At 63.7% G+C, this 24,434-nt stretch carries 24 protein-coding genes; 15 read left to right on the forward strand and 9 right to left on the reverse strand.

Going from position 1 to position 24,434, the window contains the following annotated elements; genetic code table 11:
- Position 1: 1 nt before the first annotated feature.
- Genes KBY88_RS06410 through sds form a run of 3 tightly spaced genes read left to right on the forward strand, consistent with a single transcriptional unit; the run spans position 2 to position 2,917 of the window.
- Positions 2-1,114 (forward strand): N-acetylmuramoyl-L-alanine amidase, encoded by a 1,113-nt coding sequence (locus tag KBY88_RS06410; RefSeq protein ID WP_254939081.1) that lies wholly within the window; start codon positions 2-4, stop codon positions 1,112-1,114.
- Complete coding sequence (gene murI, locus KBY88_RS06415) at positions 1,111-1,923, forward strand: glutamate racemase (RefSeq protein WP_254939082.1); 813 nt, start codon at positions 1,111-1,113, stop codon at positions 1,921-1,923. The genes KBY88_RS06410 and murI overlap by 4 nt, the downstream gene beginning before the upstream one ends.
- A gap of 22 nt (positions 1,924-1,945) precedes the next feature.
- The gene (gene sds / locus KBY88_RS06420) at positions 1,946-2,917 is read left to right on the forward strand and encodes a solanesyl diphosphate synthase (RefSeq protein WP_254939083.1); all 972 of its coding nucleotides are present in this window, start codon (positions 1,946-1,948) and stop codon (positions 2,915-2,917) included.
- Positions 2,918-3,033: 116 nt separating this feature from the next.
- Here sds and KBY88_RS06425 read toward each other — a convergent pair whose 3' ends face one another.
- From KBY88_RS06425 to KBY88_RS06440, 4 genes are all read right to left on the reverse strand, one after another.
- Positions 3,034-4,410: an ammonium transporter gene (locus KBY88_RS06425; RefSeq protein ID WP_254939084.1), complete on the reverse strand. Its 1,377-nt coding sequence runs from the start codon at positions 4,408-4,410 to the stop codon at positions 3,034-3,036.
- A 1,003-nt stretch (positions 4,411-5,413) separates the two neighbouring features.
- Entirely contained in the window at positions 5,414-6,763 is a 1,350-nt protein-coding gene (locus tag KBY88_RS06430; protein WP_254939085.1) for an O-antigen ligase domain-containing protein, read from the reverse strand.
- A 13-nt stretch (positions 6,764-6,776) separates the two neighbouring features.
- The gene (locus KBY88_RS06435) at positions 6,777-8,294 is read right to left on the reverse strand and encodes a GumC family protein (protein WP_254939086.1); all 1,518 of its coding nucleotides are present in this window, start codon (positions 8,292-8,294) and stop codon (positions 6,777-6,779) included.
- A 6-nt stretch (positions 8,295-8,300) separates the two neighbouring features.
- Positions 8,301-9,347, reverse strand: coding sequence for a polysaccharide biosynthesis/export family protein (locus KBY88_RS06440; RefSeq protein ID WP_254939087.1), 1,047 nt, complete (start codon positions 9,345-9,347; stop codon positions 8,301-8,303).
- Positions 9,348-9,506: 159 nt separating this feature from the next.
- Here KBY88_RS06440 and KBY88_RS06445 point away from each other — a divergent pair, with 159 nt between their 5' ends.
- From KBY88_RS06445 to KBY88_RS06490, 10 genes are all read left to right on the forward strand, one after another.
- Positions 9,507-10,589, forward strand: coding sequence for a polysaccharide pyruvyl transferase family protein (locus tag KBY88_RS06445; protein ID WP_254939088.1), 1,083 nt, complete (start codon positions 9,507-9,509; stop codon positions 10,587-10,589).
- A complete protein-coding gene (locus KBY88_RS06450) occupies positions 10,586-11,788 on the forward strand; it encodes a glycosyltransferase (RefSeq protein WP_254939089.1) in 1,203 nt (400 codons plus the stop codon). Before KBY88_RS06445 ends, KBY88_RS06450 begins: the two co-directional genes overlap by 4 nt.
- Entirely contained in the window at positions 11,785-12,780 is a 996-nt protein-coding gene (locus tag KBY88_RS06455) for a glycosyltransferase family 4 protein (protein ID WP_254939090.1), read from the forward strand. The genes KBY88_RS06450 and KBY88_RS06455 overlap by 4 nt, the downstream gene beginning before the upstream one ends.
- The gene (locus KBY88_RS06460; RefSeq protein WP_254939091.1) at positions 12,777-14,054 is read left to right on the forward strand and encodes a lipopolysaccharide biosynthesis protein; all 1,278 of its coding nucleotides are present in this window, start codon (positions 12,777-12,779) and stop codon (positions 14,052-14,054) included. The genes KBY88_RS06455 and KBY88_RS06460 overlap by 4 nt, the downstream gene beginning before the upstream one ends.
- A 5-nt stretch (positions 14,055-14,059) precedes the next feature.
- Complete coding sequence (locus KBY88_RS06465) at positions 14,060-15,061, forward strand: glycosyltransferase family 2 protein (RefSeq protein WP_254939092.1); 1,002 nt, start codon at positions 14,060-14,062, stop codon at positions 15,059-15,061.
- A gap of 45 nt (positions 15,062-15,106) precedes the next feature.
- Complete coding sequence (locus KBY88_RS06470) at positions 15,107-16,198, forward strand: glycosyltransferase family 2 protein (RefSeq protein ID WP_254939093.1); 1,092 nt, start codon at positions 15,107-15,109, stop codon at positions 16,196-16,198.
- A 3-nt stretch (positions 16,199-16,201) separates the two neighbouring features.
- Positions 16,202-16,687, forward strand: a complete 486-nt coding sequence (gene pssD, locus KBY88_RS06475) for a PssD/Cps14F family polysaccharide biosynthesis glycosyltransferase (protein WP_261348491.1) — start codon at positions 16,202-16,204, stop codon at positions 16,685-16,687.
- Positions 16,684-17,163 carry a glycosyltransferase gene (locus KBY88_RS06480; protein WP_254939095.1) on the forward strand — a complete coding sequence of 160 codons (480 nt, stop codon included), beginning with the start codon at positions 16,684-16,686 and terminating at the stop codon, positions 17,161-17,163. The genes pssD and KBY88_RS06480 overlap by 4 nt, the downstream gene beginning before the upstream one ends.
- Positions 17,164-17,228: 65 nt before the next feature.
- Complete coding sequence (locus tag KBY88_RS06485; RefSeq protein WP_254939096.1) at positions 17,229-18,251, forward strand: sugar transferase; 1,023 nt, start codon at positions 17,229-17,231, stop codon at positions 18,249-18,251.
- Positions 18,252-18,254: 3 nt separating this feature from the next.
- Positions 18,255-18,731, forward strand: coding sequence for an ATP-binding protein (locus KBY88_RS06490; protein ID WP_254939097.1), 477 nt, complete (start codon positions 18,255-18,257; stop codon positions 18,729-18,731).
- A gap of 57 nt (positions 18,732-18,788) precedes the next feature.
- Here KBY88_RS06490 and KBY88_RS06495 read toward each other — a convergent pair whose 3' ends face one another.
- Together KBY88_RS06495 and KBY88_RS06500 are read right to left on the reverse strand one after the other, a co-directional pair.
- Positions 18,789-19,265, reverse strand: a complete 477-nt coding sequence (locus tag KBY88_RS06495) for a hypothetical protein (RefSeq protein ID WP_254939098.1) — start codon at positions 19,263-19,265, stop codon at positions 18,789-18,791.
- Positions 19,266-19,340: 75 nt separating this feature from the next.
- Entirely contained in the window at positions 19,341-19,994 is a 654-nt protein-coding gene (locus tag KBY88_RS06500; RefSeq protein ID WP_254939099.1) for an HAD family hydrolase, read from the reverse strand.
- A 116-nt stretch (positions 19,995-20,110) separates the two neighbouring features.
- Here KBY88_RS06500 and acs point away from each other — a divergent pair, with 116 nt between their 5' ends.
- Entirely contained in the window at positions 20,111-22,075 is a 1,965-nt protein-coding gene (acs, locus tag KBY88_RS06505) for an acetate--CoA ligase (RefSeq protein WP_254939100.1), read from the forward strand.
- A gap of 8 nt (positions 22,076-22,083) precedes the next feature.
- Here acs and KBY88_RS06510 read toward each other — a convergent pair whose 3' ends face one another.
- The 3 genes from KBY88_RS06510 to KBY88_RS06520 are packed head-to-tail and all read right to left on the reverse strand — an operon-like array spanning position 22,084 to position 23,725.
- Entirely contained in the window at positions 22,084-22,410 is a 327-nt protein-coding gene (locus KBY88_RS06510) for a DUF805 domain-containing protein (protein ID WP_254939101.1), read from the reverse strand.
- Between the two features lie 57 nt (positions 22,411-22,467).
- Positions 22,468-23,241 carry a DUF1350 family protein gene (locus KBY88_RS06515; protein ID WP_254939102.1) on the reverse strand — a complete coding sequence of 258 codons (774 nt, stop codon included), beginning with the start codon at positions 23,239-23,241 and terminating at the stop codon, positions 22,468-22,470.
- Between the two features lie 22 nt (positions 23,242-23,263).
- Positions 23,264-23,725, reverse strand: coding sequence for a peroxiredoxin (locus KBY88_RS06520; RefSeq protein WP_254939103.1), 462 nt, complete (start codon positions 23,723-23,725; stop codon positions 23,264-23,266).
- 177 nt (positions 23,726-23,902) lie between these two features.
- On the opposite strand from KBY88_RS06520, the gene KBY88_RS06525 reads away from it, so the two are divergent.
- Positions 23,903-24,229: an alpha/beta fold hydrolase gene (locus KBY88_RS06525; RefSeq protein WP_254939104.1), complete on the forward strand. Its 327-nt coding sequence runs from the start codon at positions 23,903-23,905 to the stop codon at positions 24,227-24,229.
- Positions 24,230-24,434: the final 205 nt, after the last annotated feature.

The following is a 24,434-nucleotide window of genomic DNA, read 5'->3' on the forward strand; positions in this document are numbered from 1 at the left end:
CATGGGGTGTGCCCGGCTGCTGAGGGTTCTACCCGCCCTGATGTTGGGGGGTGTGGTCCAGGTGGCGATGCTGGCGGCGGCCCTGCCCGTGCTGGCGGGCAGTGCTCTCTCGGCCTGGCGATTGAGCCGTGAGGGGGTGCTGGAGCTGCGCACTTCCCCGGACATCACTCTGCAGGCCTTCTATGAGGCCGGCCGTGGGGGGCTGGGACCCCGGGTCTGGATCGATCTTCCCGGCGCCCCCCTACGCACCCGCAGCCTTCCCGCCGGTGGCGTGGTCAGGGAGGTGCGGATCGGCAAGCCCACCCCCGACAGCACCCGCCTGGTTCTGGAATTCGCGCCGGGCACGGAACTCGATCCCCGCGAGCTCAGGCTTGAGGGCACCGCTCGGGACCGCTGGCGTCTCGAGTTCAAGGGCCTGGCCAGCCGAGGTGTGCAACCCCTCGGAGAAGGGGATCTCGATGCCCCGACCCCGGTGGCCCCCACGCTCAGCTGGCGGCCGGCCGTGCCGCGCTGGTCCAGCGGTCCCAGCCCCTCCGCCGCCGGCCTCCCGGGGGTGCCCCGTGGGCGTTTCAAGGTGGTGATCGACCCCGGCCACGGCGGGCCCGACCCCGGGGCGGTGGGCATCGGCGGCCTGCGGGAAACCGATGTCGTGCTCGACGTGAGCCTGCAGGTGGCCCAATTGCTTCAACAACGGGGGGTGCAGGTGCTGCTGACGCGGACCAGCGAGGTGGATGTGGATCTGCCCCCCCGGGTGGCGCTGGCCAACAGCAGTGGCGCCGACATTTTTTTAAGCATCCATGCCAATGCGCTGAGCATGGCGCGCCCGGATGTGAACGGCATCGAGACCTTTTACTTCGAGAGCCAGAGCGCCCGCAGCCTGGCCGCCACGGTGCAGCAGGAGGTGCTGGCCGTCTCCCCCGGCAGCCCTGACCGCGGGGTCCGGCAAGGACGGTTTTTCGTGATCCGCCGCACCGTGATGCCGGCGGCGTTGGTGGAGATGGGCTTCGTCACCGGAGAACTCGATTCCCCCCGCCTGGCCGATGGCCAGCACAGGCGCAGGCTGGCCCTGGCGATCGCCACGGGTGTGCTCAATTTCCTCAGGGTCGGACGATGAGTTTGCTGCTGGGCCTCTTCGACAGCGGTCTGGGGGGGCTGACCGTTCTCAAGCAGTTGCTGGCGCGTCATCCTGAGCAGCGCTTCCTGTACCTGGGAGACACCGCCCGGGTGCCCTACGGCCAGCGCTCGCCCGCAGAGATCCGCGCGATTGCCTCCGAAGTGGTGGCCTGGCTTCGTGCCGAAGGTGTGGATGCGCTCTTGATGGCCTGCAACACCTCCAATGCCCTGGCCTTCGATGTGGCTCTCCATCAGGCCGGTGTGCCGGTCTACGGGCTGATCGACAGCGTCGCCACCCAGCTGCGCAGCAAGCGGGTGGGTGTTCTGGCCACCCCGGCCACCGCCGCCAGTGGCGCCTACGGTCGCGCGATCCGTGACCATCAGGAGGGGGCCTTGGTAGTGGAAGTGCCCTGTCCGGAGTTCGTGCCGCTGATCGAGGCTGGAGATCTGCGCGACCTACGCCTCTACAAGGCGGCTCAGGCTTACCTGCAGCCGCTCCTGGAGGCGCGGGTGGAGGCGATCGTGCTCGGCTGCACCCACTACCCGTTGCTGCGGCCGTTGCTGCGCCAGTTGGTTCCCCAGGAGGTGCTCTTGGTGGATCCCGCCGTCGCCGCCGTCGCAAGGCTGCAGATGTTGCTCGATGGCCAGGGCCAGGACCCCGACGATCGTCCTGAGCTGGAGCCCCTGGAGCGCGGCCGTTTCTGCGTGACCGGCTGCGCCGAGAGTTTTGCCACTTCCGCCACCCCGTGGCTGGGCCAGCGCCCTTCCGTGGAGCAGGTCTCACTCCAGTCGCTTTCTCGCGCCTTCTAGGATCGGTTCACCGGAGGGAGACATGGCAACGGTCGCAGAGCTGCTCCAGCCGGTCGAGGCTGATCTAGAGGCGTTGCTCAGTGATCTGCGCAACTTGATTGGCGCTGGTCACCCCATCCTGCAGGCGGCGGCCGAGCACCTGTTCAGCGCCGGGGGCAAGCGGATTCGGCCCGGCATCGTGCTGCTGCTCTCGCGGGCCCTCGCTCCCGATGGCGAGCTGAGCTCCCGCCACCGGCGCCTGGCCGAGATCACCGAGATGATCCACACGGCCTCGTTGGTCCACGACGATGTGGTCGATGGGGCCTCCACCCGCCGCGGGGTCCCCACGGTCCACAGTCGTTTCAATCACCGGGTGGCGGTGTTGGCAGGGGATTTCCTGTTCGCCCAGGCCAGCTGGCATCTGGCCAACCTCGATGACCTCGAGGTCGTCAAGCTGCTCTCGCGCGTGATCATGGATCTGGCCGATGGCGAGGTACGCCAGGGCCTTTACCGCTACGACACGGGTCAGAGCTTCGCCACCTACCTCGACAAGAGCTACTGCAAAACGGCCTCCTTGATCGCCAACAGCGCCAAGGCCGCCGGAGTGCTCAGCGGGCTTCCCTCCGATCGGCTCGATGATCTCTACCGCTTTGGGCGGCAGTTGGGATTGGCCTTCCAAGTGGTCGATGACATCCTTGATTTCACCGGCAGTGACCAGCAACTGGGCAAGCCCGCCGCCAGTGATCTGGCCAGCGGTTACCTCACGGCTCCGGTGCTGTATGCCCTCGAAGAGCGCCCTTCCTTGGCCGGCCTGATCGAACGCGAGCTCTGCGAGCCTGGCGATCTGGAACAGGCCCTCGAGTTGGTGCGTGGCTGCGAAGCGATTCCGCGCTCCCGGGCGCTGGCGGAGAGCTTTGCCCGGGAGGCGGCGGGAAGCCTTGATTGGCTCCCCCCATCGGAGTCCCGCGGCGCCTTGCTGGCATTGCCGGATTACGTTCTCAGCCGACTCTATTGAGCGCTGCCGTGGGCTGAGCAGACTGGCAATGGTTGATCCCGCAGCCTCCCTCGCCCATAGAAAAGCCCCTGCCTGGGCAGGGGCTGAACTTGTGTTTTGACCAAGGGTTGAGGGGCTCAGTAGGCCATCGGGTCGTAGGCCTCTTCCCCGTGAAGGACGTAGTCGAGACCACGATCCTCGTCTTCGGGGGTGACTCGAAGCGGCATGAACACTTTGAGAACGAAGAGAATCACAGCCGTTCCAAGGCCTACAAAACCGTAGGTGATGATGACGGCTTTGAACTGGACCACAAAGAGCCCAAAGTTGCCGGCGGCTTCCATGATTTTGGCAGATTCGGGGAAATAGTCTGCCGGAACGAGCTCCTTGACAGCGAAGACTCCCGTCAGCAGGGCACCAATGGTACCCCCGACCCCGTGAACCATGAAGGTATCAAGGGCGTCGTCAAACTTGATCGCCATTTTGACCCTCACGGCGATCAGACAGGCCACGGCAGTGGCCGCACCAATGATGATCGAGTGACCCATGTAAACGAAGCCAGCGGCAGGAGTGATTCCGACCAACCCTGCGACGGCACCCGTAGCCGCACCGACGGCGGTGGGTTTTCCATCGAGGAACCACTCGAGAAGGCACCAGGTGAGCAATGCCGCCGAAGCCGCTGTGGTGGTGGTGAGGAAAGGATAGCCAGCCGTCTTGGAGGCGAACATGCTCGCCCCGTTGAAGCCGAACCAGCCGAACCACAGCAGACCCGCCCCGAGAAGAATGAAGGGCACGTTGTGGGGGGGGCTTTTCTGCTCGGGCCAATTGGTGCGCTTACCAATGATCGCGGCGGCGACCAGGGCGGATACCCCGGAGGCGATGTGGACCACCGTGCCACCGGCGAAATCGATGGCTCCAATGCCAAAGCAGCCCAGGAACCCACCGCCCCAAACCATCTTGGCCATGGGTGAGTAGATCAGCAGGCTCCAGATCAGGGAGAACCAGAACCAGGCCTTGAAGTTGATGCGCTCCACCAAAGCACCGCTGATCAGGGCGGGGGTGATGATCGCAAACATGCCCTGGAACAGGGCGAAACTGGTGGCACTGATGGCGAAACCGTCAGCCAGGGGGGCATCGCCGAGGGGACCTCCAACTCCATTGAGCATGAAGAATTCGAGTCCTCCGATGAAGGGGCTTCCGAAGCCGACGCCGAAGGCGAGGCTGTAGCCGATCACCACCCAGAGCACCCCGATGAGACCCATCAGGAAGAAGCTCATCATCATGCAATTGAGCACGTTCTTGGCCCGGGTGAAGCCCCCGTAGAAGAAGGCCAGGCCAGGAGTCATCAGCAGCACGAGGGCTGAACCGACCAACATCAGGAGGTTGTCAGCACCATCGGTGGGAATTTTGGTGAGCGCCGCCTTGGCGGCGCCAGCCATCAATGGCATCACCAGAGCACCGGCGGCCAGGAGAACGACGGCGAGCCGGCGCAGGTGGGGGTTCTGAACTCCCGCCATGAAGCGAAGGCGGAAGCTGTCAAATGTTTCGAGAGCGGAGGGGCCGGCCGTTAGGGCGGCGCTCCAGTTGGAATGGTGGTGGTTCCTTCGCATCATCAACGCTCCTTTGCAGGAACTGATCGATAAACGGGCTTGGTCAGAGTCCGGCGAGCTGGGCGCTGGGCCTGTAGCCAAAGGCACAGAAGACGCAATTTGAGGTCAAATGGCACCGAATGGCAGAGATTCCGTAAGGATTTGGCCACTTCCCCACCCGTCAATCCGACGCCACGGGCGGCTCAATGGTCAACTGAATCAACCGCTTCGGAGGATTTGGGAACTGGGCCCGGCCTTCCTTGGTTGATCGACAGAACTTTGCCTGAATGACATGGGGCGCTTTGAATTTCCTTACCAAGCAAATGAGAAGATTTCGGAAAGTGAAGGTACGTTACATGCAGGTCCCATGGCTCAGCCCTCCTGGCATCGAGGTAGACGACCAGGGGGTGTTTCGGGCTGGTCGCCTCGGGCGCTGGATCAACGAATGGGGCCATCACTTGAATGGCATGCTTGTATTCTTCAAATCAGAATTTGAATTTAGAGTTAATAGATAAAATATAGTTTCGCTGTGGAGCAAGGGCTCTGGAGTGGGATAATGGCCCTGCCAATCGATCGGCGCATCGCCATCTTGCCATCCCTGAAGTTCCGCTATGCCTCCACACGCAGGTCAGCTTCCGCGCTATCCCATGGCAGACCATGGCACTTGGGTCATCGTTGGCATAGGCACAACGACGACGACGGGCTCACTCGCGTTTCCCTATGTGCTGCTGGGCGACAGCCCCAAGGTCACTGATCAGTTTGAAAGTCTCGACTTGAGGTGTTTTGCTGAGTCCAGCACGGCAGAAGAACCATCCGATTCCATCAAAGCAACAGGCGTTTGGGTATCCCTGAGAGGACTCAAGCACGTCAGCCCTGTCCCATTGCTCTGGGAGGGTTCAGTTCTGCCCACGCGAGGTTAGGTCGCTCAGTTTCAGATTGTGCCGGAAGCGAGCGCATGGCTAGTTGGATTAAATGCCAGGGGGCCCATCTTTTCCTGTAGAGCCAAACCCATTACAAGCATTCCTGGCCAAAAGAGATAAACAAGAATCTCCAGATTTTCACCGAACGTATACATAAATAAGATCACGATCATGCTAAGTCCAACGGAGCCCAGCTGATATCGAGGATTCATGGCACGGCGCATCAGATCGATCGCTGTGACAAGCATTGGTGCTGCTAAGGCCAGGAAACCGACGCTACCTTTAACGAAGAGCAGCCCCGCCCAGGTGTGGTGAGAGCCGATCGGCATGGCCTCCACCAGATGGGGACCAGGTTCAACAACACCATGACCCCAGAGTGGCGCTTCAGTTTCCCAGCGCTGAATGGCAATTCGCTTCAGCGCAAATCGAACACGGGTGGATCCAGCTCGTGCACCCTTGAAATTCTCCCAGAATTGATCCGCTGCCGTCAGGAGCACAGGTGATAAAAGGCCGCCCACAAACGACAGCATGCCAAGAGTGATCAACATCACCGGCTGGCGCAAACGGGCAACAATGGTGGTGAAGGCTGGGATCACAATGATGCAGATCTGTGCCAGCCGAGATTTGCAAACGAAACACATTACTATCGACCCGAGCAAACCGGCGATCTTCCAGTTTCGGTTTTTCTCCACGAGGCTCAACATGAAGTTTACATTGCCAACAAAACCAAGGGCTGGCCCCCATGGGGTAAAGAGGCGCCAGCGAAGTTCGCCGGTACTTCCATCAATTTCATAGAGTGGAACATCAAAGAATTCGTTACCAGGTCCTCCAATGGCGCGCAGGGGAGAAACATAGAGAACCTCCGGCAGCCCTATGTGTGGAGTAATCAGTAAAACTGGAATGATGATCAACGTATGCAGGCCAACGATGCAGATGGCGCGGCTTACAATGCTGCTACGAATGGGCAGGCAGCCTGCCATGGGATAGAGCGCCAATGCTGCCCAGCCCTTGGCCCAGCCGATCGACGATTTGATGATCAGTGCTGTGCCGAGATTAAAATCCATATGGCCCGCAAGCAGTGCTACTTCCATCAGCAGCATGCCTATGATCCATATCCAGATCACCGGAGAAATGGAGATCTTTTCATTCTCCACAGGATCATCCATGCGCGCCAGTATCTTGATGACTAAACACACCAGCAAAAGCCAACCCAGGATTGATCCCACCACATAGAGTCCACCAATCAGCCAGATCGGATAGGTGCTAACGATTGACCACCACACCAACCGTTCGGGCCAATTTTCAGGCCTAAGATCAGGTGAAGGATTTGTGATATGACCAACAAGGGATCTCAAGCCCATGGCACCCTCCCCATCAAGTGGAAACCCATCTGGAGAGTCGCTTGATCCAAGGCTTCCGAATCCAGAGAATCCAAAGGCCGGACGTCATCAGAATTGAGCCCAAGGCTGATCCGGCCAGGACAAGACCCTTTTTCGGTGAGGTTGGCTTTTCTGGCAGGCTCGGTTCGACAGCAATTTGAATCAGGGGAAATGCTGCAAAGATGTCGCCTTGACCCAGATCGAGCTTAGCCAGGGTGGATGCAAAAACAGCCTCGGCAATCTGCTCATTTCGTTTGAGTGTCTCCAGGGATGATTGCCTCTGTGACATCCAGCGCAGTCGTCCTTCCAAAGCAGCAATTTGTTGATCAAGTTTGACGACCTGTGCCGCAGCACCAGTGGCATCAGACTGATAAGACACTAGATTCTGAAACAGTACATCCCGGCCAGAGCTGTTACTGCCCAGAGCCAGGCGGGTGAGGGTCTGAGCGATGGGCGGGCGTCCCAGGACTGCCTGAGCACGGCGTTGCATCGCTTGTTCAGCAGATTTCTGCCGTTTAACTTCCTTGACGATACGGGGATGATTGGGTCCAAACTTTGACAACTGAACTTTGAGGATTGACGTGGCCTCACTGTAGTCTTTAAGGTTTTGCTGAAAGATCTGATCAACCTGAAGTTTGAAGGCATCCGCGGCCTCAGAGGAGCTCAGGCCTAAATTGCTGCTCAACTTCTCTAGACGTCCTTCGGCAAGAGCCTGCTGGGCTGCAAACTCGGCGCGCTGACGCCGTAGTTGCTCTACATTGGTTGAGAGCGTTTGCACTTGTTCGCTTGAATTCAGCCCAGAGCGAAGCTTGTAAGCGGACACCTTCTTCTGGGCATTTTCAAGCTTGTTTTGGGAGACGAGAAGGATCTCCTGCGTAGGGACCTCCCTCTGCTGGATCTCACTCATCCGTAACTGATTGAGGCGCTCCACAAACGCATCATAAAGTGCTATGGACTTGCGTCTAGCTAGCTCGGGCGAAGGTCCTGAAACGTCTATCTGCATCAAGGTGGTGTTATCAATGTTTTTAATGCGAGGCTCTCCAAACTTTTCCATTGGTAACTTGGCATTCTTCGCTGCTTGGCGAATCACCTGATCACTGGTGAAGATGTACTCGTAGTTTGCTCGGGGATCTGAGGTGGAGGTGGCTCCACCGGAGGAGCCACTGGATGCGGAGGCCTGACCAATTTCAGGGAGGTTCACATTCACTGCATTGATGCTTCCTGGCAGAATCAGTGCCCAGCTACTTGTGTAGACCGGCTTTGCGGTGACCAGAAACAGTAGGCTGGATCCCCAGATGAATCCATTTGCTGCTCCACTCACAAGGATGTAGCGGCTCCAGCGGAGTTTGTCTGTGCGACTGAGGTTGCTCCACCAGTTCTTTGGATCAGGAAGATTTGGGAAGGGGATGTTCCTGTACTGCTCAGCAACCAGGCGTGCCCCCTTGGCCAACGGCTCAGGCACCGGGGGTGCCCATGAGCGGATTCGACGACGGAAGGGTGGCAGAAGCTTCACGGGGCCTCAGGGGACGAAGCGATCGTAGAGAAGAACCCCTGGGCTGATGATCTCCGAGATGATTCCAAGCACATCCCTGAAGTTGACCACTGCAGAGTCGTAACAAGCCACCGCATCATTGGCCATCAGGTAGGGATTGTTGTCGTTGCTGCTGGAGCGGCGCAGTAATTCCTCAACCCCCTTGTCGAGGGTCGTCGTTTTGCCTGTCAGGGAGTGGGTTCGTACCAAAACGGCTCGGCGATAGGCATTGGTGAGCACCGAGCCTCCAGCACAGTTTCCAGACACCACCGCTTGTGAGAATCGAGAGCCATAGGGGAACGAGGTGGCATCTCGGCCAATGGCCGAGGTGGCATTGCTGGTGGCTGGTACGGTGAGATTGGATATAAAGATCTTCACCCCCACTGGCGTGATCTGAGAGGGGCGTACAATCATGGGATTGAGCATGCCTGTATCGGGGACAATCACGCGGTCTCCAGCAATCAGGGGGATATCCTTAAAGGGTTCACCATTGAATACCCCGGAGAGATCAATTACCTCCTTCTTGGACCCCCGCAACAGTTCCACCGCAGCGACATTTGCCGTGGGCATGAGACCACCTGCCTGGCGGATGGCAACAGAGAGGAAGCGGTTGAACGGTGCTTGTCCGGACTGTTGCACGGGCGTTTGGGTCTGCTCGGCATCGCTCCATTCATTGATCAGCACACGACCGGGCTGAAACGTGGAGCCGCTGACGAACACCTCAACCGGAGCCCACTGAACAACGTTGACGCTGACCTTCAAAAAGGAGGGCTGGAAATAGCCTGCCTTCACAAGCACCTGCTGGATGCGCTTCTGCACCAGGCCCGGCTCCAGGCCGGTCACCGGGATGGGATTCACATAGGGAAGTTCGAGCTCACCGTTGAGATTGACCTCGAAAATTCCACTGAATTCCTCACCTTCTGGGATGGTGACCTTGAGACGATCTCCGGCGGAGAGGGGCAGGGCAAGGGAGGGGAGTGCAAACCCCGCCACAGCAAGCGCAAGTAGGAGAGCGAGGGCGAAAGGCTGAACCATGCGCGTCGATCGTTGACTCTGACGCTTCCACTGAGCCCACGCTACCGCAAGGCACCATGCATGGCCATTCTTAAATGGTATCTCTGTATCAGCTTTCCCCAAGGGCATGGCCAATGGTGGGTGTCCACGGTTTCATGGGGATGAATAGATCCATGAACCTTGCGCGTCGGCCTGATCAACACCTACTCCACCTTCAACCTAGGTGATGCAGCGATCTACAGCGCCCTGGCCCGGTTGATTGGAGGTGAGCAGCCGGTGGTTGCCACCGTTCAAGACGTTGTACCCCTTTCGGTGCCTGGGATCTCATTTGTGGACGCGCTTGGTCCCTGTGACACTTACGTCAGTGTGGGTGGAGACATCTTCAACAATTCAAGGGAATGGCTGATCACCAAGCAGTTTCTGATCAATCTGCGTGAACTGCGACGGCATCCCAGCCGCACCATTCTCTTCGGCCAGTCCTTGCCACGCTCGTGTCATGGCCTGAGCCTCCGCCTGTTGAGCCGCTCCCTGCGCCGTCTGGCGGCCGTTTGCGTCCGTGACGAGGAAAGTCACCGCCGGCTGCTGCAGCGGGGGGTGCCCGCCCAGCTCTCCTACGACACCGCCTTCGCCCTGGAGCTCGAGGCGCCCGCCCAGGCCCAGGCGCGGGAGCTGATGACCCTTCAGGGTCTGGATCCCACCTCTTTGGCGCTGCTCTCGGTGCGGGCTTTCGATTCGATGTATGGCCACGACAACCAACGGTTCCTGAGCCAAATGGCTGGGCTCTGCAGGGAACTGGTCAAGGCGCAGCTCCAGCCCGTGGTGCTGATTCAATCGCAGGCCTACGGTGCCGACAACGATCTCCAGGTGGCCGCCGCCATCGCCGCCGAGGTGCCCCAGGTGGCGATCTTCAACCCGTTCACGGGACCCACGGGCCCATGGGCCCACTGGCAGATCGCCATGGCCGCCCTCTCCCTGGCTCGGTTGGTCGTTGGTATCCGATACCACACGACCGTCCTCAGCCTGGCCGCAGGACGACTGCCCTACAACTTGTACTACTCCAACAAGGGCCGTGACCTCTCCGAGCGGCTGGAACTTCCTGGCTGCAACCTGAAGGCCTTCGATCCCGCTGATCAGATCGCCACGATCCTCGCCAGCGCAGACCGGCCCTTCGCTGTGGAGCCGATCCGCGAACACGTGCGACGCTCGTTCATGGCCGCCCTCGCCGCAGCTGGGCCCAGCCACAGCCCTTCCATGCAACCATGAGCCGCCCCCGTCTGGCTCTGCTCTGCAATTTCCGCGCCGAGGCTTCCCCGAGCATGCAGGTCTGTGGTGACCAGCTGTTTGAGGCCCTGCGCCATGGGCATCCGGAATTCTGCACGGAGCGCCTGCAGCCCGTCTACCGGGCCGTGCTCAGTTCCCCTCCCCAGGGCCGTCGACTGCGCAAGCTGACCACGGGCGCGGACAAGATGCTCAACCGCTACATCGTCTATCCCCGTTTTCTGCGTCAGCGGGCTGGCCGCTTCGATCTGTTCCACATCTGCGACCACAGCTACGCCTCCCTGGTGCACCATCTGCCAGCCGATCGCGTGGGCGTTCTGTGCCACGACGTGGATGTGTTCCGATCGGTGTTCCAACCCAAGCTCTATCCCCGCTCCCCCCGCTACAACGCCATGCAGCGCCACGCCTTGGCGGGGCTGGCCAAGGTGGCGATCGTCTTCCATACCACGGGCCAGGTCAAGGAGGATCTGCTGCGGTTCGATTTGGTGGCGGAGGATCGGCTGGTGCAGGTGCCCCTGGGGGTTCACCCCAGCTTCCTCCTGGAAGCGGGAGGGCAGACCGGCGCCGAGGCTTTTTCGAGGCAGCCCCAGAACGTGGTTCGGCAGGCCGTGGGGGACCGGCCCTTCCTGTTGAACGTCAGTGGCACCCTTCCCCGCAAACGCCTGGAGGTGTTGCTGCGCTCCTTTGCGCTGCTGCGGCGCGAGCGCCCCGACCTGATGCTGGTGCGGGTGGGGCCTGACTGGACCGCGGCCCAAAAGCACCTGATCGCCTCGCTGAATCTGGAGGATGAGCTGCGCCGGATTCCCCGACTCGAGCAGGCTGAGCTGGTTGCTTTTTACAAGGCCGCCCGTGCCGTGTTGATGACCAGCGATTCCGAAGGATTCGGCATGCCGTTGATCGAAGCTCTGGCCTCCGGCGCCGTCGCGGTCGTGAGCGACATTCCCGTTTTCCATGAGGTTGCCGATGATGCCGCCATCTACTGCCCGGTGGGCGAACCCGAGGCCTGGGCTCGTACGTTGGCTGCGCTTCTTTCAGATCCTTCCCTGGCTCCTCCCCTCCAGCGGCGCCTTCAGCAAGTTGAGGGTTTCACCTGGTCGGCCCATGCCGCAGGGATCGCCGAGGCCTATCAGCGGCGGATCCTTGAGCGCCTGATGCCGGCCACCTCTGGAGCCTCGCTCCGATGAAAGTGCTGCACGTGCTCGGCTCCCAGGGCATGGGCTGGACCGGTGGCATTTCGGCCACCCTGGCGAGCTTGGCGGCCTCCGAGCTGGGCCGTTGGGTGGAGTTCCGCCAGAGCGCGCTTCCAGAGGCCCGCGAGCTGTGCCGCCGTTGGTCACCGGATCTGTTCGTCTGGCATGGCGCCTGCAGCTGGCGAACCCTGCCGGCCCTGGCGCGACTGGTTCGTCCCGGTGGCACCCGTGGGGTGGTGATCGAGCACCACTACAGCGCTGGTTTTGAACGGGCCAAGGTGCCGTCACCGTGGCGATTTCGCGCCATGCTCAGGCTCCATTACGGCCTGATGAAGCGTGTGGTCGCCGTCTCGGAGGGCCAGGCGGCTTGGATCAGGTCGGCGGGCCTGACGGGCGAGAGCAGCTTGCGGGTGATCCGCTCCAGCCGGCAGTTGGAGCCCTTTCTGGACCTGCCAGAGCCCCAGCCCCATGGCGGCCCCCTGCGACTGGTGGCCTACGGCCGGCTCAGTGAGCAGAAGGGATTCGACAGCCTGATCCGGGCGGTGAAGGAGTTGCCTGTGGGGAGCGTCAGCCTCTCAATCGCTGGGGAAGGGGCGCTGGGATCGGATCTGCGCGCCCTGGCGGCAGAGGATCCGCGGATTCGTTTCCTGGGGCGGATCGACGCTGTGCCCAAGCTGCTGGCCGACTGCGACGCCGTGGTGGTGCCCTCCCGTTGGGAACCCTGGGGCAATGTGGCCCTGGAGGCCCGTGCCGCCGCCAGGCCGCTGGTGGTGAGCGACGTGGATGGGCTCAGCGAACAGGTGCGGGGCTGCGGGCTGGCGGTGCCGGCCGATGATGCCCAGGCGTTGGCGGCGGCCCTGCGCCAGCTGCTGGCACTTCCGCTGGCCGAGCGGCGCGCCCTTGGCCTGCAGGGTCGGGCCACGGCGCGCACGGCCTGGGCCGATTACATCGACGGCTGGGAGAAGTTGTTGAGGGAGTTCTCATGAGCTGGCTGACCAGCCTCAAGGCCCGTTTGCCCCAGGACCGCTTCATCCGCAACATCGGCTGGATGGGCGTCGGCGAGGTGGGGATCCGCCTCTCGCGGCTGGTGGCCACCGTGCTCCTGGCCAGGCTGCTCTCCCCGGAGGCCTACGGCCTGGCCGCCATCGTGTTGATGACCACCGAATTCGTGCGGGTGTTCACCCGCAATGGCATCGGCGACAAGCTCGTGCAGGCCGATGCCGGCGAGGTGGCGGAGCTCTGCCAGACTGCCTGGTGCCTCAACTGGCTGATCGGTCTGGGGCTGTTCCTGGTGCAGTTCGCCGGTTCCTTTCTGGTGGGGCGTTTCTACGCCGACACCACCTTGGTGTTGCCGATCATCCTGGTGGGTGGCACCTATCTCATCTATCCGCTGGCGATGGTGCAGACGGCCCTGGTGCGCCGCGAGAACCGCCTCAAGATCTTCAGCCTCACCAATCTCGCCCAGGTGGTGGCCGACAACGTTCTCACCGCTGTGCTGGCCTTGATGGGCTTTGGCATGTGGGCCATCGTGCTGCCTAAATTGCTGGTGGCGCCTGTGTGGGTGTGGATGATGCTCCACTACGAGCCGTGGCGCCCACGCCTTGAATTCACCCTGGACCGTTGGCAGCGAATCCTCGGTTTCGGTAGCCGCATCCTCGGCGTGGAGCTGCTCAACACCTTCCGCGAGAACGTCGATTACCTGTTGATCGGCCGTCTCATTGGCCTGAAAGCCCTCGGGGTCTATTACTTCGCCTTCAATGCCGGTCTGGGCCTCAGCCTGAGCGTCATCAATGCCCTGGGGGTGTCGCTCTACTCAGACCTCTGCGACATCCGCTCCGACCCCACGCGCTTGAAGCTCCGTTTCGATGAGAACATCCTCACGATCACCAGGGTGATCGTGCCGCTGGTGGCCCTCCAGGCCAGTCTTGCCCCCCTCTATGTGCCGATCGTGTTCGGCCAGAAATGGGTGGAGGCCGGCGCCGTGCCGATCCTGATCCTGATCTGCCTCTCGGCCCTCTCGCGGCCCTTCGCCAACGCCGCCTCGATGCTGTTCCGGTCGGTGGGACTGCCCCAGGTGGACCTGAACTGGAACCTGGCTTTCACGGTTGTGCTCACCCTGGCGGTGGTCTTCAGTGCCCGTTGGGGCAGTCTCGGCGTGGCTGTGGCTGTGGCTGTGGTCCACCTGGGGCTCCAGCCGATCTACCTCCTGATGGGCCGTCGCCTGCTCCATCGTCAGCAGGCCCGGGCGGCCGCCGGCTGACCCCCATGGCAGCCTCGCCCCGGTCGCCCCAGGGTCCGCCGTCCATTGCGGTGGTGATCCCGGTCCACAACGGCTCCGCCCTGCTGCGGGACACCCTGCAGTCGGTACAGCGCCAGAGCCTCACCGATTGGGAGCTGATCGTGCTCGACGACGGTTCGCGCGACGACAGCGCCGCGATCGCGACCGCCATCGCCCGGGACGACCCCCGCATTCGGGTGATCACGCAGCCCAACGCCGGGGTCTCGATCGCCCGCAACCGGGGCGTGGCCGCCAGCGCCGCGCCCTTGATCGCCTTTCTCGATGCCGATGACCTCTGGCATCCCGACAAACTCCGCTGCCACGTGGAGCGTCACCAGGGCGATGCCGGGCTGGGGGTGAGCTTTGCGCGGGTGGAGTTTCTCAGCCCTGGAGGACAGCCCACCGGGAAACTGGCCTCCCACCCCGGCCATGCCCTCACACCCGTGGATTTTCTCTGTGAGAACCCCACCACCACCACGTCCAACTGGGTGCTGCGGCGCGATGTGTTCAGGGAGGTGGGGGGATTCGTGGAGAAGATGAGCTACTCCGAGGACCTGGAGTGGCTGCTGCGGGTGGCCTGCCAGGGGCGTTGGCGGATCGAACCGATCGAACGCGTGCTCACCTACTACCGCACCTCGGCCGGTGGCCTATCCGCCAGCCTGGAGCGCATGGAGGAGGGCTGGCTGGCCCTGATCGCCGCGGCCCGCGGCTATGCGCCCGAGGTGGTGGAACGCCATTTCGCGGCGGCCCAGGCCGTCCATCTCCGTTATCTCGCCCGCCGCTCGCTCCGGCTGCAGGGGGATCCTGCCCTGGGAGCTGATTTCATGGTCCGCGCCCTGCGCTCCGATTGGCGGCTACTGATCCGCCAGCCCCGCCGTACCGGGCTCACGGCCCTGGCCGTGGTCGCGCGCCTGATCCTGCAGACCCTGCGGCGCTGGCCGAGGCTGGGGGGATGGCGGTCCCGCGCCGGTCCGCGGCTTCGGCCCTGAACCAGCGTCTTTCTGCCGTCTTCATCTCCTCAGCCAGCGCCGTCCGTGCCCCGCTCCGACCCACCTCCCCAGGAGTCTTCCCGGCCCCTCGTCTCCGTGGTGATGCCGCTCTACAACGCGGCGTGCACCGTGGCCGCCAGCCTCGAATCGGTGCTGGCGCAGTCCTACTCCAACCTCGAAATCCTGGTGGTGGATGACGGTTCCACCGATGATGGAGTGGACCTTTGCCGCCACTACGACGATCCCCGCATCCGAATTGTGCAGCAGAAGAACCGCGGCTTGGCGGGGGCTCGCAACACGGGCATTCGCCACGCCAGCGGGTCGATTCTTGGCTTCCTCGACAGCGACGATCTCTGGCTGCCAGAAAAGATCGAGCGGCACGTGCGGCACCTGCAGGCCGCTCCATCGGTGGGGGTGAGCTACTCCCGTTCAGCTTTCATCGATGACCAGGGCCACCGCCTCGGGATCTACCAGACCCCGCCGCTGCAGGCCATCACCCCCGAGCTGATCCTCTGCCGCAATCCGATCAGCAATGGCTCCTGTGTCGTGCTGCGCCGGGAGGTGCTCGATGGCATCCGCTTCGAGGCGAACCTCTATGGAACGCCGGAGAGCTTCTGGTTCGATGACAGCTTTCGTCAATCGGAAGACATCGAGTGCTGGTTACGTATCGCCCTGCAGACCCATTGGACCTTTGAAGGCCTGGCCGAGCCGCTCACCCTCTACCGGATCAGCAGCGGCGGCCTCTCGGCCAACATTGAGAAGCAGTTCGACAGCTGGCAGCGGGTTCTCGACAAGACCGCCGGCTATGCCCCTGAGCTGATCTGCCGCCACGGCGCCCGGGCCCGTGGCTACCAGCTCCGCTATCTGGCCCGGCGGGCAATCCGTGAGCGGCAATCGCGCCTCGGGGTCCAGCTCAGCCACGACGCCCTGCGCACCTATCCGGACCTATGGCGGGAGGAGCCCTTGCGCACGGCGATCACCCTGGCGGCTGCTTACCTGGGAGTCCTCCTCCCGGCTTCTCTCTATAGGCTGATCGAGACCACCATGGTGCGAATCACGGGGCTGATGCAGCGTCTGAAGATCGCTCTGCAGTCAGGTCCCCGGCGTGCCAGCAACCCGGGATCGCGGCAAGCCTGAGTCATGGATTTGTTGCTGGTTTGCTCCTCGGGGGGCCATTTCAAGGGTCTGCTCCAATTGGAGCCGTTCTGGAGGCAACACAGGCGAACCTGGGTGACCTTCGATTCGGCCACCACCCGAGAGGCTCTGAAGGACGAGCGGGTGGCCTGGGCCCACAGCCCCACCAACCGCAACGTGCCCAACCTGATCCGCAACGCCCTGCTCTCCTGGCGCGTGCTGCGGCGCCAGCAGCCGGAGGTGATCCTTTCCACCGGTGCCGGCGTGGCGGTCCCCTTCCTGATCCTCGGCAAGATCCAGGGCCGCCGCACGGTGTTCGTGGAATCGATCACCAGGATCGAAACGCTCAGCCTCTCGGCGCGCTTGGCGCTGCCCTTCGTTGATGTTCTCTACGTGCACTGGCCGCAGTTGCAGGCGCGCTACCCACGGGCGGAACTGATCCGCTCGGCGGCGGTTGGCCCTGGGCTGCCGTCGAGGGGTGAACCGCGATGATTCTGGTCACCGTGGGGACTGAGAAGTTTCCCTTCAACCGCCTGATGCGCTGGATCGAGCGACTCATCGATGATGACCTGATCGGTGAGGAGGAGCTGGTGGTGCAGTACGGCACCTGCACCTTCATCCCGAGTGGGGCCAAGGTCTATCGACTGCTCCGCGAACAGGATTTCGAAGCCCTGGTGCGGCGCGCCCGGGTGGTGATGGCCCATTGCGGCGAGGGCACCGTGCTGCTGCTCGATGGCCTTCAGACGCCATACATCCTGGTGCCCCGCAGCCAGCGATACCAGGAGCACGTGGATGACCATCAGTTGGAACTGGCCCAGGCCCTCGGTTCGATCGGGGTTCCGATCGCCTGGGGGCCCGCTGATCTGGTGCGCTTTCTGGCCGACCCCACCAAGATGTCGATCGGTGATCTCTCGGTGACGGCCGCCCAGGCGGTCTGCCACCGATTGGAGCAGCAGTTTCCCGCCTGATCGGCGCTGCGACGGCGCCGGTCCCACCGCCCGATGGCGGATCCACCCTCCTCGACGCACCCCCCATGGCCCACCGCCACGATCCAGGCGCCGCCCAAGCGACCCCCACCAGTGGCGTCACGGTCACCTCCTACCGCGGCACCCTGCTGCTCGGTTTTCCGCGGCGGTTCACCGTGACCGAGGCGGTGGCCTTCCGCGATGCCCTGGCGGAGCTTCTGCCCCAGCACCCGGACACCCGCCGCATCGTGCTGGATTTCAGCCGCACCGAGCTGATCGATAGCAGTGGCCTCGGTTCGCTGATCTCCAACCTCAAAGAAGCGCGCGCCCGGGCCATCCCGATGGTGGCCTGGTCCGCCGGTGCCCAGGTGAAGCTGGCCTTTTCATTGATGGGGCTGGAGCCGATGCTGCCGCTGGCGGAGGGCTCCGAGGCGTTGAATCCCGCCCTGGCTTTGACCAGCAAGGAGCGCCCCGCGATCACCCATCCCTCGGTGCGTTCCCTGCCGAAGCGGTTGATCGACATCGTTGGAGCCCTGGTCGGTCTGGCCGTGACCGCCCTGCTGTTCCCGTTCATTGCCCTGGCGATTCGCCAGGAGAGCAAGGGACCGATTCTCTTTGCCCAGGTGCGGATGGGCTGGATGGGACGGCGCTTCCGATTGTGGAAATTCCGCTCGATGGTGGTGAATGCCGAAGCCCTCCGCCAGAGCGTCAAGAACGAAGCCAGCGGCGCCTTCTTCAAGAACGCCAATGATCCCCGCATCACCCGCGTGGGGAAATTCCTTCGGCGCACCAGCCTCGACGAACTGCCCCAGTTCTGGAATGTGCTGATCGGGGACATGAGCCTGGTGGGCACCAGGCCCCCCACCCCGGACGAGGTCGATCGCTATGCGGTTCCCAACTGGCAGCGCTTGGATGTGCGGCCTGGGCTGTCGGGTGAATGGCAGGTGAACGGGCGTTCCCAGGTGCTCGACTTCGAGGATGTGATCAAGCTCGACCTGCGCTACCAGGAGAACTGGAGCCTCCGCCATGACCTCCACTTGATGGTCAAAACCCTGACCGTGATCTTCAGCAAGCGTTCGGGCGCTTCCTGAGCCATGGCTGCCCCCCTGACTCCCGGCCGTGGCGAAGTTCTCTTTCCGAGTCGGATCGAGGTGCTTCCTGATCTGCTCGAGTGGTTCGAGCGGCACCTGTCTTCCTCCTTCGATCCGATGCTCAAGATCCAGGCCCAGACGGCCCTGGTGGAGGGGTTCAGCAACGCCGTGCGCCACGCCCACCAGGGGTTGGCCGAGCCTCCCCCTGTGTTGGTGAGTCTGACGATTGACGCCGACTCGATCGAGCTTTGCATCCGTGACCAGGGCGCATCCTTCGACATCGGCCCAGGGCTTGAAACGGCTGTCCCCTCGAGCATGGAACGTGGGGTGGACGGCCTGCCGGCCCTGCTGGAGCGCGAGGCCCACTGGGGCCTGATCATGCTGGGCAAGCTCCGTCGGGATTACGGCTGGACGATTCGCTACGACCCCCAGCCGGAAGGAGGAAACCTGTTGCTGCTGCAACACCCCCTTCCGGGCTGACCAACCAGCGCCTGCGGGCCCATGAGACGCACCAGCGGAGCGCTGGTGCGATTCCGATCAGCGGGACCCAGGCGTGCCATGACCGTGCACGAAGAAGTCCACACCGAAGCGCTCGGGCCGTCCACAGGCCTCGGGATGGAGCCAGCTCCAGCGCGTCCAGACCTCCAGGAACAGGCGGGTCCCTGCCGGTCCATGGCCCCAGCCCCAGCCAGGCCAGTCCCCCCAGAGCACCGGTGCGAGGCCTCTGTAGCGGTGGTGCCCCCGGGAGGCAGCCTCCCCTTCACTGCGGTGAAGGATCGGTCGCCCTTCATAGGTGAAGACCGGCAGGAGTTTCTCCGCGGCGGGTTCGTCGACGCGGAACCAGACCTTCTTGCTGTGGTGCAGATACCAGAATCGCCAGGAGCAGTGGGGAACGAACCGGTCCCGATGGGAGGTGAACGCGGCTCCGTGGGCCTGGGTGATGGGAGTGCCGGAGGGAAGAAAGGCAGCGGAGGCGTCGGGACGGGCCACGGACGGTGCGGTGGAGAGGGCCATCAGCATCAGGGCGGCGAGCCTGCTCCTCGGCCAGCGACTGTCTGCCATGGGCGTCAGTCTGGCCGAATCGGGCGCCTAGGCCAGCTCCACCGCTCGAAGACTGCGCAGCAGGCGTACCCCCGTGGGGAAGACGGATCGATCAAGGTCTGGGGCGACGAGCACATGCACCTGGCAGCCGGCCTCGCGAGCGGCCAGGGCCCCGGCCGGGGAATCCTCAAAGGCCCAGCAGTCGGCGGCAGGCACCCCCAGCCGGTGGGCCGCCAGCAGGAAGCTGTCGGGGGCGGGTTTGCCCCGCTCCAGCTCAGGGTCGTCGCCATGCACGTGCATCCCGATCAGTGCCAGCCAGGGATGCGGGGCCGCCTTGTGCGCCACGGCCTCGGCGCTGCTGCTGGTGACCAGAGCCATCGGAATGGAGAGTTCCTGGCAGCGGGTCAGTAACTCAGCTGCCCCATCGATCCCCCTGGCCTGGGGCAGCAGCCGCTGGGCGATCGGCTGCTGCACGGCGAACAGCGCTTCAGCCGTAGGGGCCTGGCCCTGCTGGGCCTGGATCCACTGGAGCACCTGTGCGGCGTTGTCCTGGCGCCGGCGCCCCCTGAGGCTCAGCAACTGGTCAGCGGCCAATTCCACACCGAAATGGTGGGCGGCCTGGCTCCAGGCGCGGCCATGCAGGGGCTCGGTGTCCAACAGGAGACCGTCAAGGTCGAAGAGACAGGCGGCGGGCCGGTTCATCGGGCCATCTTCCCAGCCCAACCCTTGGCCCCGGCGCCGGACCCTTCAACATCCGTCTCCCCCCCGCTCAAGCGGGACGGCCGCTGGCTTGAATGGGCCATCGCTGCAGCGGATGGATGAGCGAGGCCACGATCGAATCGGTGCTCCAGGAGCAACGGGTGTTCGCCCCCCCCGCGGAGCTCGCGGCCACAGCCCAGATCGGCAGCCTGGAGGCCTACCGGGAGCTGGTGGCCCGGGTGGAGGCTGACCCTGACGCCTTCTGGGGCGAGCAGGCCCGCACGCATCTGCACTGGTTCAAGCCTTTTGAGCAGGTGCTCGATTGGAGCCACCCGCCCTTCGCCCGCTGGTTCGAGGGCGGCAGCACCAACGTGGCCTACAACTGCCTTGATCGCCATCTCGATGGCCCCCGCGCCGACAAGACAGCCCTGATCTGGGAGGGGGAGCCGGGTGATGGGCGCACCTTCACCTACCGCCAATTGCACGCGGAGGTGGGCAAGGCCGCCAATGCCCTGCGCTCCCTGGGGATCGGCAAGGGCGACCTGGTGGCGCTCTACATGCCGATGGTGCCCGAGGCGGCGATCGCCATGCTGGCCTGCGCCCGCATCGGCGCCCCCCACTCGGTGGTCTTCGGGGGGTATTCCGCTGAGGCCCTGCGGGACCGGCTGATCGATGGGGAGGCCAAGGCGGTGATCACCGCCGATGGCGGCTTCCGCAAGGACAAGCCCGTGGCGCTCAAGCCGGCGGTGGATCAGGCCCTCGCTGACGACTGCCCCAGCGTGGAGCACGTGCTGGTGGTGCGGCGCACGGGCCAAGAGGTGAGCTTCACCAGCGGCCGGGACCACTGGTGGCATGAGCTGGTGGACCCCCAGAGCCCGGAGGCGGCGGCCGAGCCGATGGCCAGCGAAGACCGGCTGTTCGTGCTCTACACCTCCGGCTCCACCGGCAAACCGAAGGGGGTGGTGCACACCACCGCCGGCTACAACCTCTGGGCCCAGCTGACCTTCCGGTGGATCTTCGACCTGCGCGAGGACGACATCCACTGGTGCACCGCCGATGTGGGCTGGATCACCGGCCACAGCTACATCGTCTACGGCCCGCTCTCGAACGGCGCCACCACGGTGATGTACGAGGGAGCCCCGCGCCCCAGCAAGCCCGGGGCCTTCTGGGAGGTGATCGAGAAGCACAAGGTCACGATCTTCTACACCGCGCCCACGGCGATCCGGGCGTTCATGAAGAACGGCCGGGAGGTGCCCGACCAGTACGACATGAGCTCCCTGCGCATCCTTGGCACGGTGGGAGAGCCGATCAACCCCGAGGCCTGGATGTGGTACCGGGAGGTGATCGGCCACAACCGCTGCCCGGTGGTGGACACCTGGTGGCAGACCGAAACCGGCGGCGTGATGATCAGCCCCCTGCCCGGGGCCACCCCCACCAAACCCGGATCCGCCACCCTTCCCCTGCCCGGCATCTCCGCCGACGTGGTGGACATCAGCGGCAACAGCGTGGGGGTGGATGAAGGGGGCTACCTGGCGGTGCGGCGCCCCTGGCCCGGAATGATGCGCACCGTGCACGGCGATCCCGATCGCTTCCGCCGCAGCTACTGGGAGCACATCCGCCCGGCCGATGGCAGTTGGCTCTATTTCGCCGGCGATGGCGCCCGCCGCGACGGCGACGGCTATTTCTGGGTGATGGGCCGGGTCGATGACGTGATCAACGTTTCAGGGCACCGGCTGGGCACGATGGAGATCGAATCGGCTTTGGTGAGCCACCCGGCCGTGGCCGAGGCGGCTGTGGTGGGCCGCCCCGATGCGCTCAAGGGCGAGGGGATCGTGGCCTTCATCACCCTGGAGACGGGCCGGGTGGGCGATGACGCCTTGGCCGCCGAGCTCAGAAAGCATGTGGGCAAGGAAATCGGTCCGATCGCCCGTCCCGATGAGATCCGCTTCTCCGATGCCTTGCCCAAGACCCGCAGCGGCAAGATCATGCGCCGCATCCTGCGGTCCCTGGCGGCGGGCGAGGAGGTGAGCGGTGACACCAGCACCCTGGAGGACCGCAGCGTGCTGGATGCCCTGCGGGTCTGAGTGGGGCCTCAGCCGGGAATCGAGGCCTGCACGAGCAGCACGATCAGCCAGATGCCGCCGATCAAGGGCACCAGGCTGATGAAAATCCAAGGCCAGGGTTTGCCCGAATCCCGCAGTCGGCGGATCGTCAGTGGTAGGTGAGGAACAATTTGAGCGATGACGTAGATGTTGGTAAGTGCTCGAAAGGCTTCAATGAAACCAGAGAGAACCAACAACACAACGACAACAATCAAGTTCGCTAGTACAAACCACCAGTAGTCGCCGCGGTTAGTGCGCCCTTCGTAATCGAACGCTCGTTGCCAGCCAGAGACATAGGCATCAATGGGTTGGGCCATGGAAGCTCCAGCGGGACATTTGTAACCTGCATACCCTGTAACCAGCTACCAGTCCTGTCAACCGTTTTCAGGGTATTTGTTGTAGTCGTTGCGACGTTCTGCATCCACGGGATTTTGCCACCAGCCCATCAGCGCCCCACAGAGTTGGCGCATTTGGCGCACCCGTGCTGGATCGTCAGCCCAGTTGCCCAGCAGGTTCTGGCGCACGCCGGCGCTGGCGGGAGTGAGGTGATCACCCTGTAACTCCAGCAGCTCAGAGCGGTCGTTCGGGCGTTGCCGCAGCACCGACAACAGCTCTTCGCTTTGATCGATCCCATCGCGGCTGAAGCGCACCAGCAGGTTGCGACGTTGGCCGTAGCCGCTCGCGATCAGGCGCAGGGTTTCGGCCGGCGAAGGACTGAATTCGCTGCTCAGCCCCAGCCGCGGGGCCAGCTCCCCCAACAACGGAATCGAGCTGGCGGCGGCGAAGTTGTTGAAGCAGAGGGCCGCCAGGGCGGCGCTACCCCGGCCGCCGTCAGGGGCCAGCAGGTGCAGTTTGCAGCCGAGGCTGTGACCGAGTCGCAGGGGCTCCAGCGCCCCGCCGCTGGGCCGCTTCTCCCGGGCCTTTCGAAAGGCACGCCAAGCCTCGTTCGCCTGGGCCTGGTGATCGAAACCCGGCACGTAGCCCCAGGCCCGCACCTGGGCCCCCTGGCGGACGAGCGCCTCCAGCAGGCGCCGGTAGCTGAGCTGGGGTGTGAGCGCCAGACCGGTGCCGCCGATGAACTCCACCAGCCCGATGGGCTCGCGCGGGGTGAGGCACCAGAGGGGCCCCTGCTGATGCCAGTCGCTCATGGCTCGACGCCCAGGGTTCGCTTCAACCCTTTAGGGCCTTCAGCGCTGCCAGCGCCTCCCGGGCATGGGCGGCACCATCGAGCAGGTTGTTGAACACGTGGCGCACCACACCCCCCCCATCGATCACATAGGTGACGCGTCCTGGCAACAACCCCAGCACGCTGGGCACACCAAAGGCCTTGCGCAGGGAGTTGCCGCGATCGATCAGCAAGGGGAAGGGCAGCCCATGGCGCTGGGAGAAGCGGCCGTGGCTGGCCGCGTCATCGCCACTGACTCCCCACACCTGGGCACCGAGGGCCTGGAGCTCGCCATAGCCGTCACGGAAGGCGCAGACCTCGGCGGTGCAACCGGGGGTGTCGTCCTTGGGGTAGAAAAACAGCACCAGGGGCTGAGCGTTCAGTTGATCGCTACGGCGTTCGAGGCCGTTCTGGTCGGTGAGCGCGATCGGCGGGATCGAATCGCCCACCTGGAGGGCTGGGGCCACCGGGAGGCTGCGGGATGAGAGCACCCTAGGAAGGTTCCAGGGCGCCCCGTTCACCGAACACCTTCTTCGAGCGAGTGTCACAGGAGCATGCCGTAGGAGGCTTCTGGGGTAGCCATCGCCCAGGGCGATTCAATGGCTGGTGAGGCCATCACCCTGCGATCTGTCGTACAGCTTCAGGTGGCGCATTGGCGGGGCCAGGGACCGACCCTGATGTTCATCCATGGCGCCCTGGGCCATCGCTTCAATTGGCGCTGCCAGTTCGAGGCGGCCTTGGAGCGGGGTTGGGGGCCCCTGGCCTACGACCTGGGGGGCCATGGCCAGTCATCGCCCTATCCCGCCTATTCCATCGGTCGCCATGGCAGCGACCTGCGGCGGCGGCTGGAACACCAGGGGCCTCCCGGCGCCGATCCTCTGCTGCCACAGCGATGGCGTGCCGATCGGATTGGAGCTGGCGCGTCACCGGCCCCTGGCCGGCCTGGTGCTGGTCGCCGAGGGCACCCATGACCTCGACCCCTGGTGGGAAGCGCCGCTGGTGCGCTGGAGGGAGTCCATGGGACGCCATCTGTTCAAGGCACCCCTGGCCCAGGAGATCTGCCGCCGCCTCGCCAGCGGGGGCAGTGGTCCCGCCCTGGAGCGGTTTTTCCTTGAATCGCCCCTGTCCACTGACGCTGATCCGTACCGATCCGTTGGTCCGTTCTGGGACTATGAC

The organism is Cyanobium sp. Morenito 9A2 (assembly GCF_024345575.1).
Classification (GTDB): Bacteria; Cyanobacteriota; Cyanobacteriia; order PCC-6307; family Cyanobiaceae; genus ATX-6F1.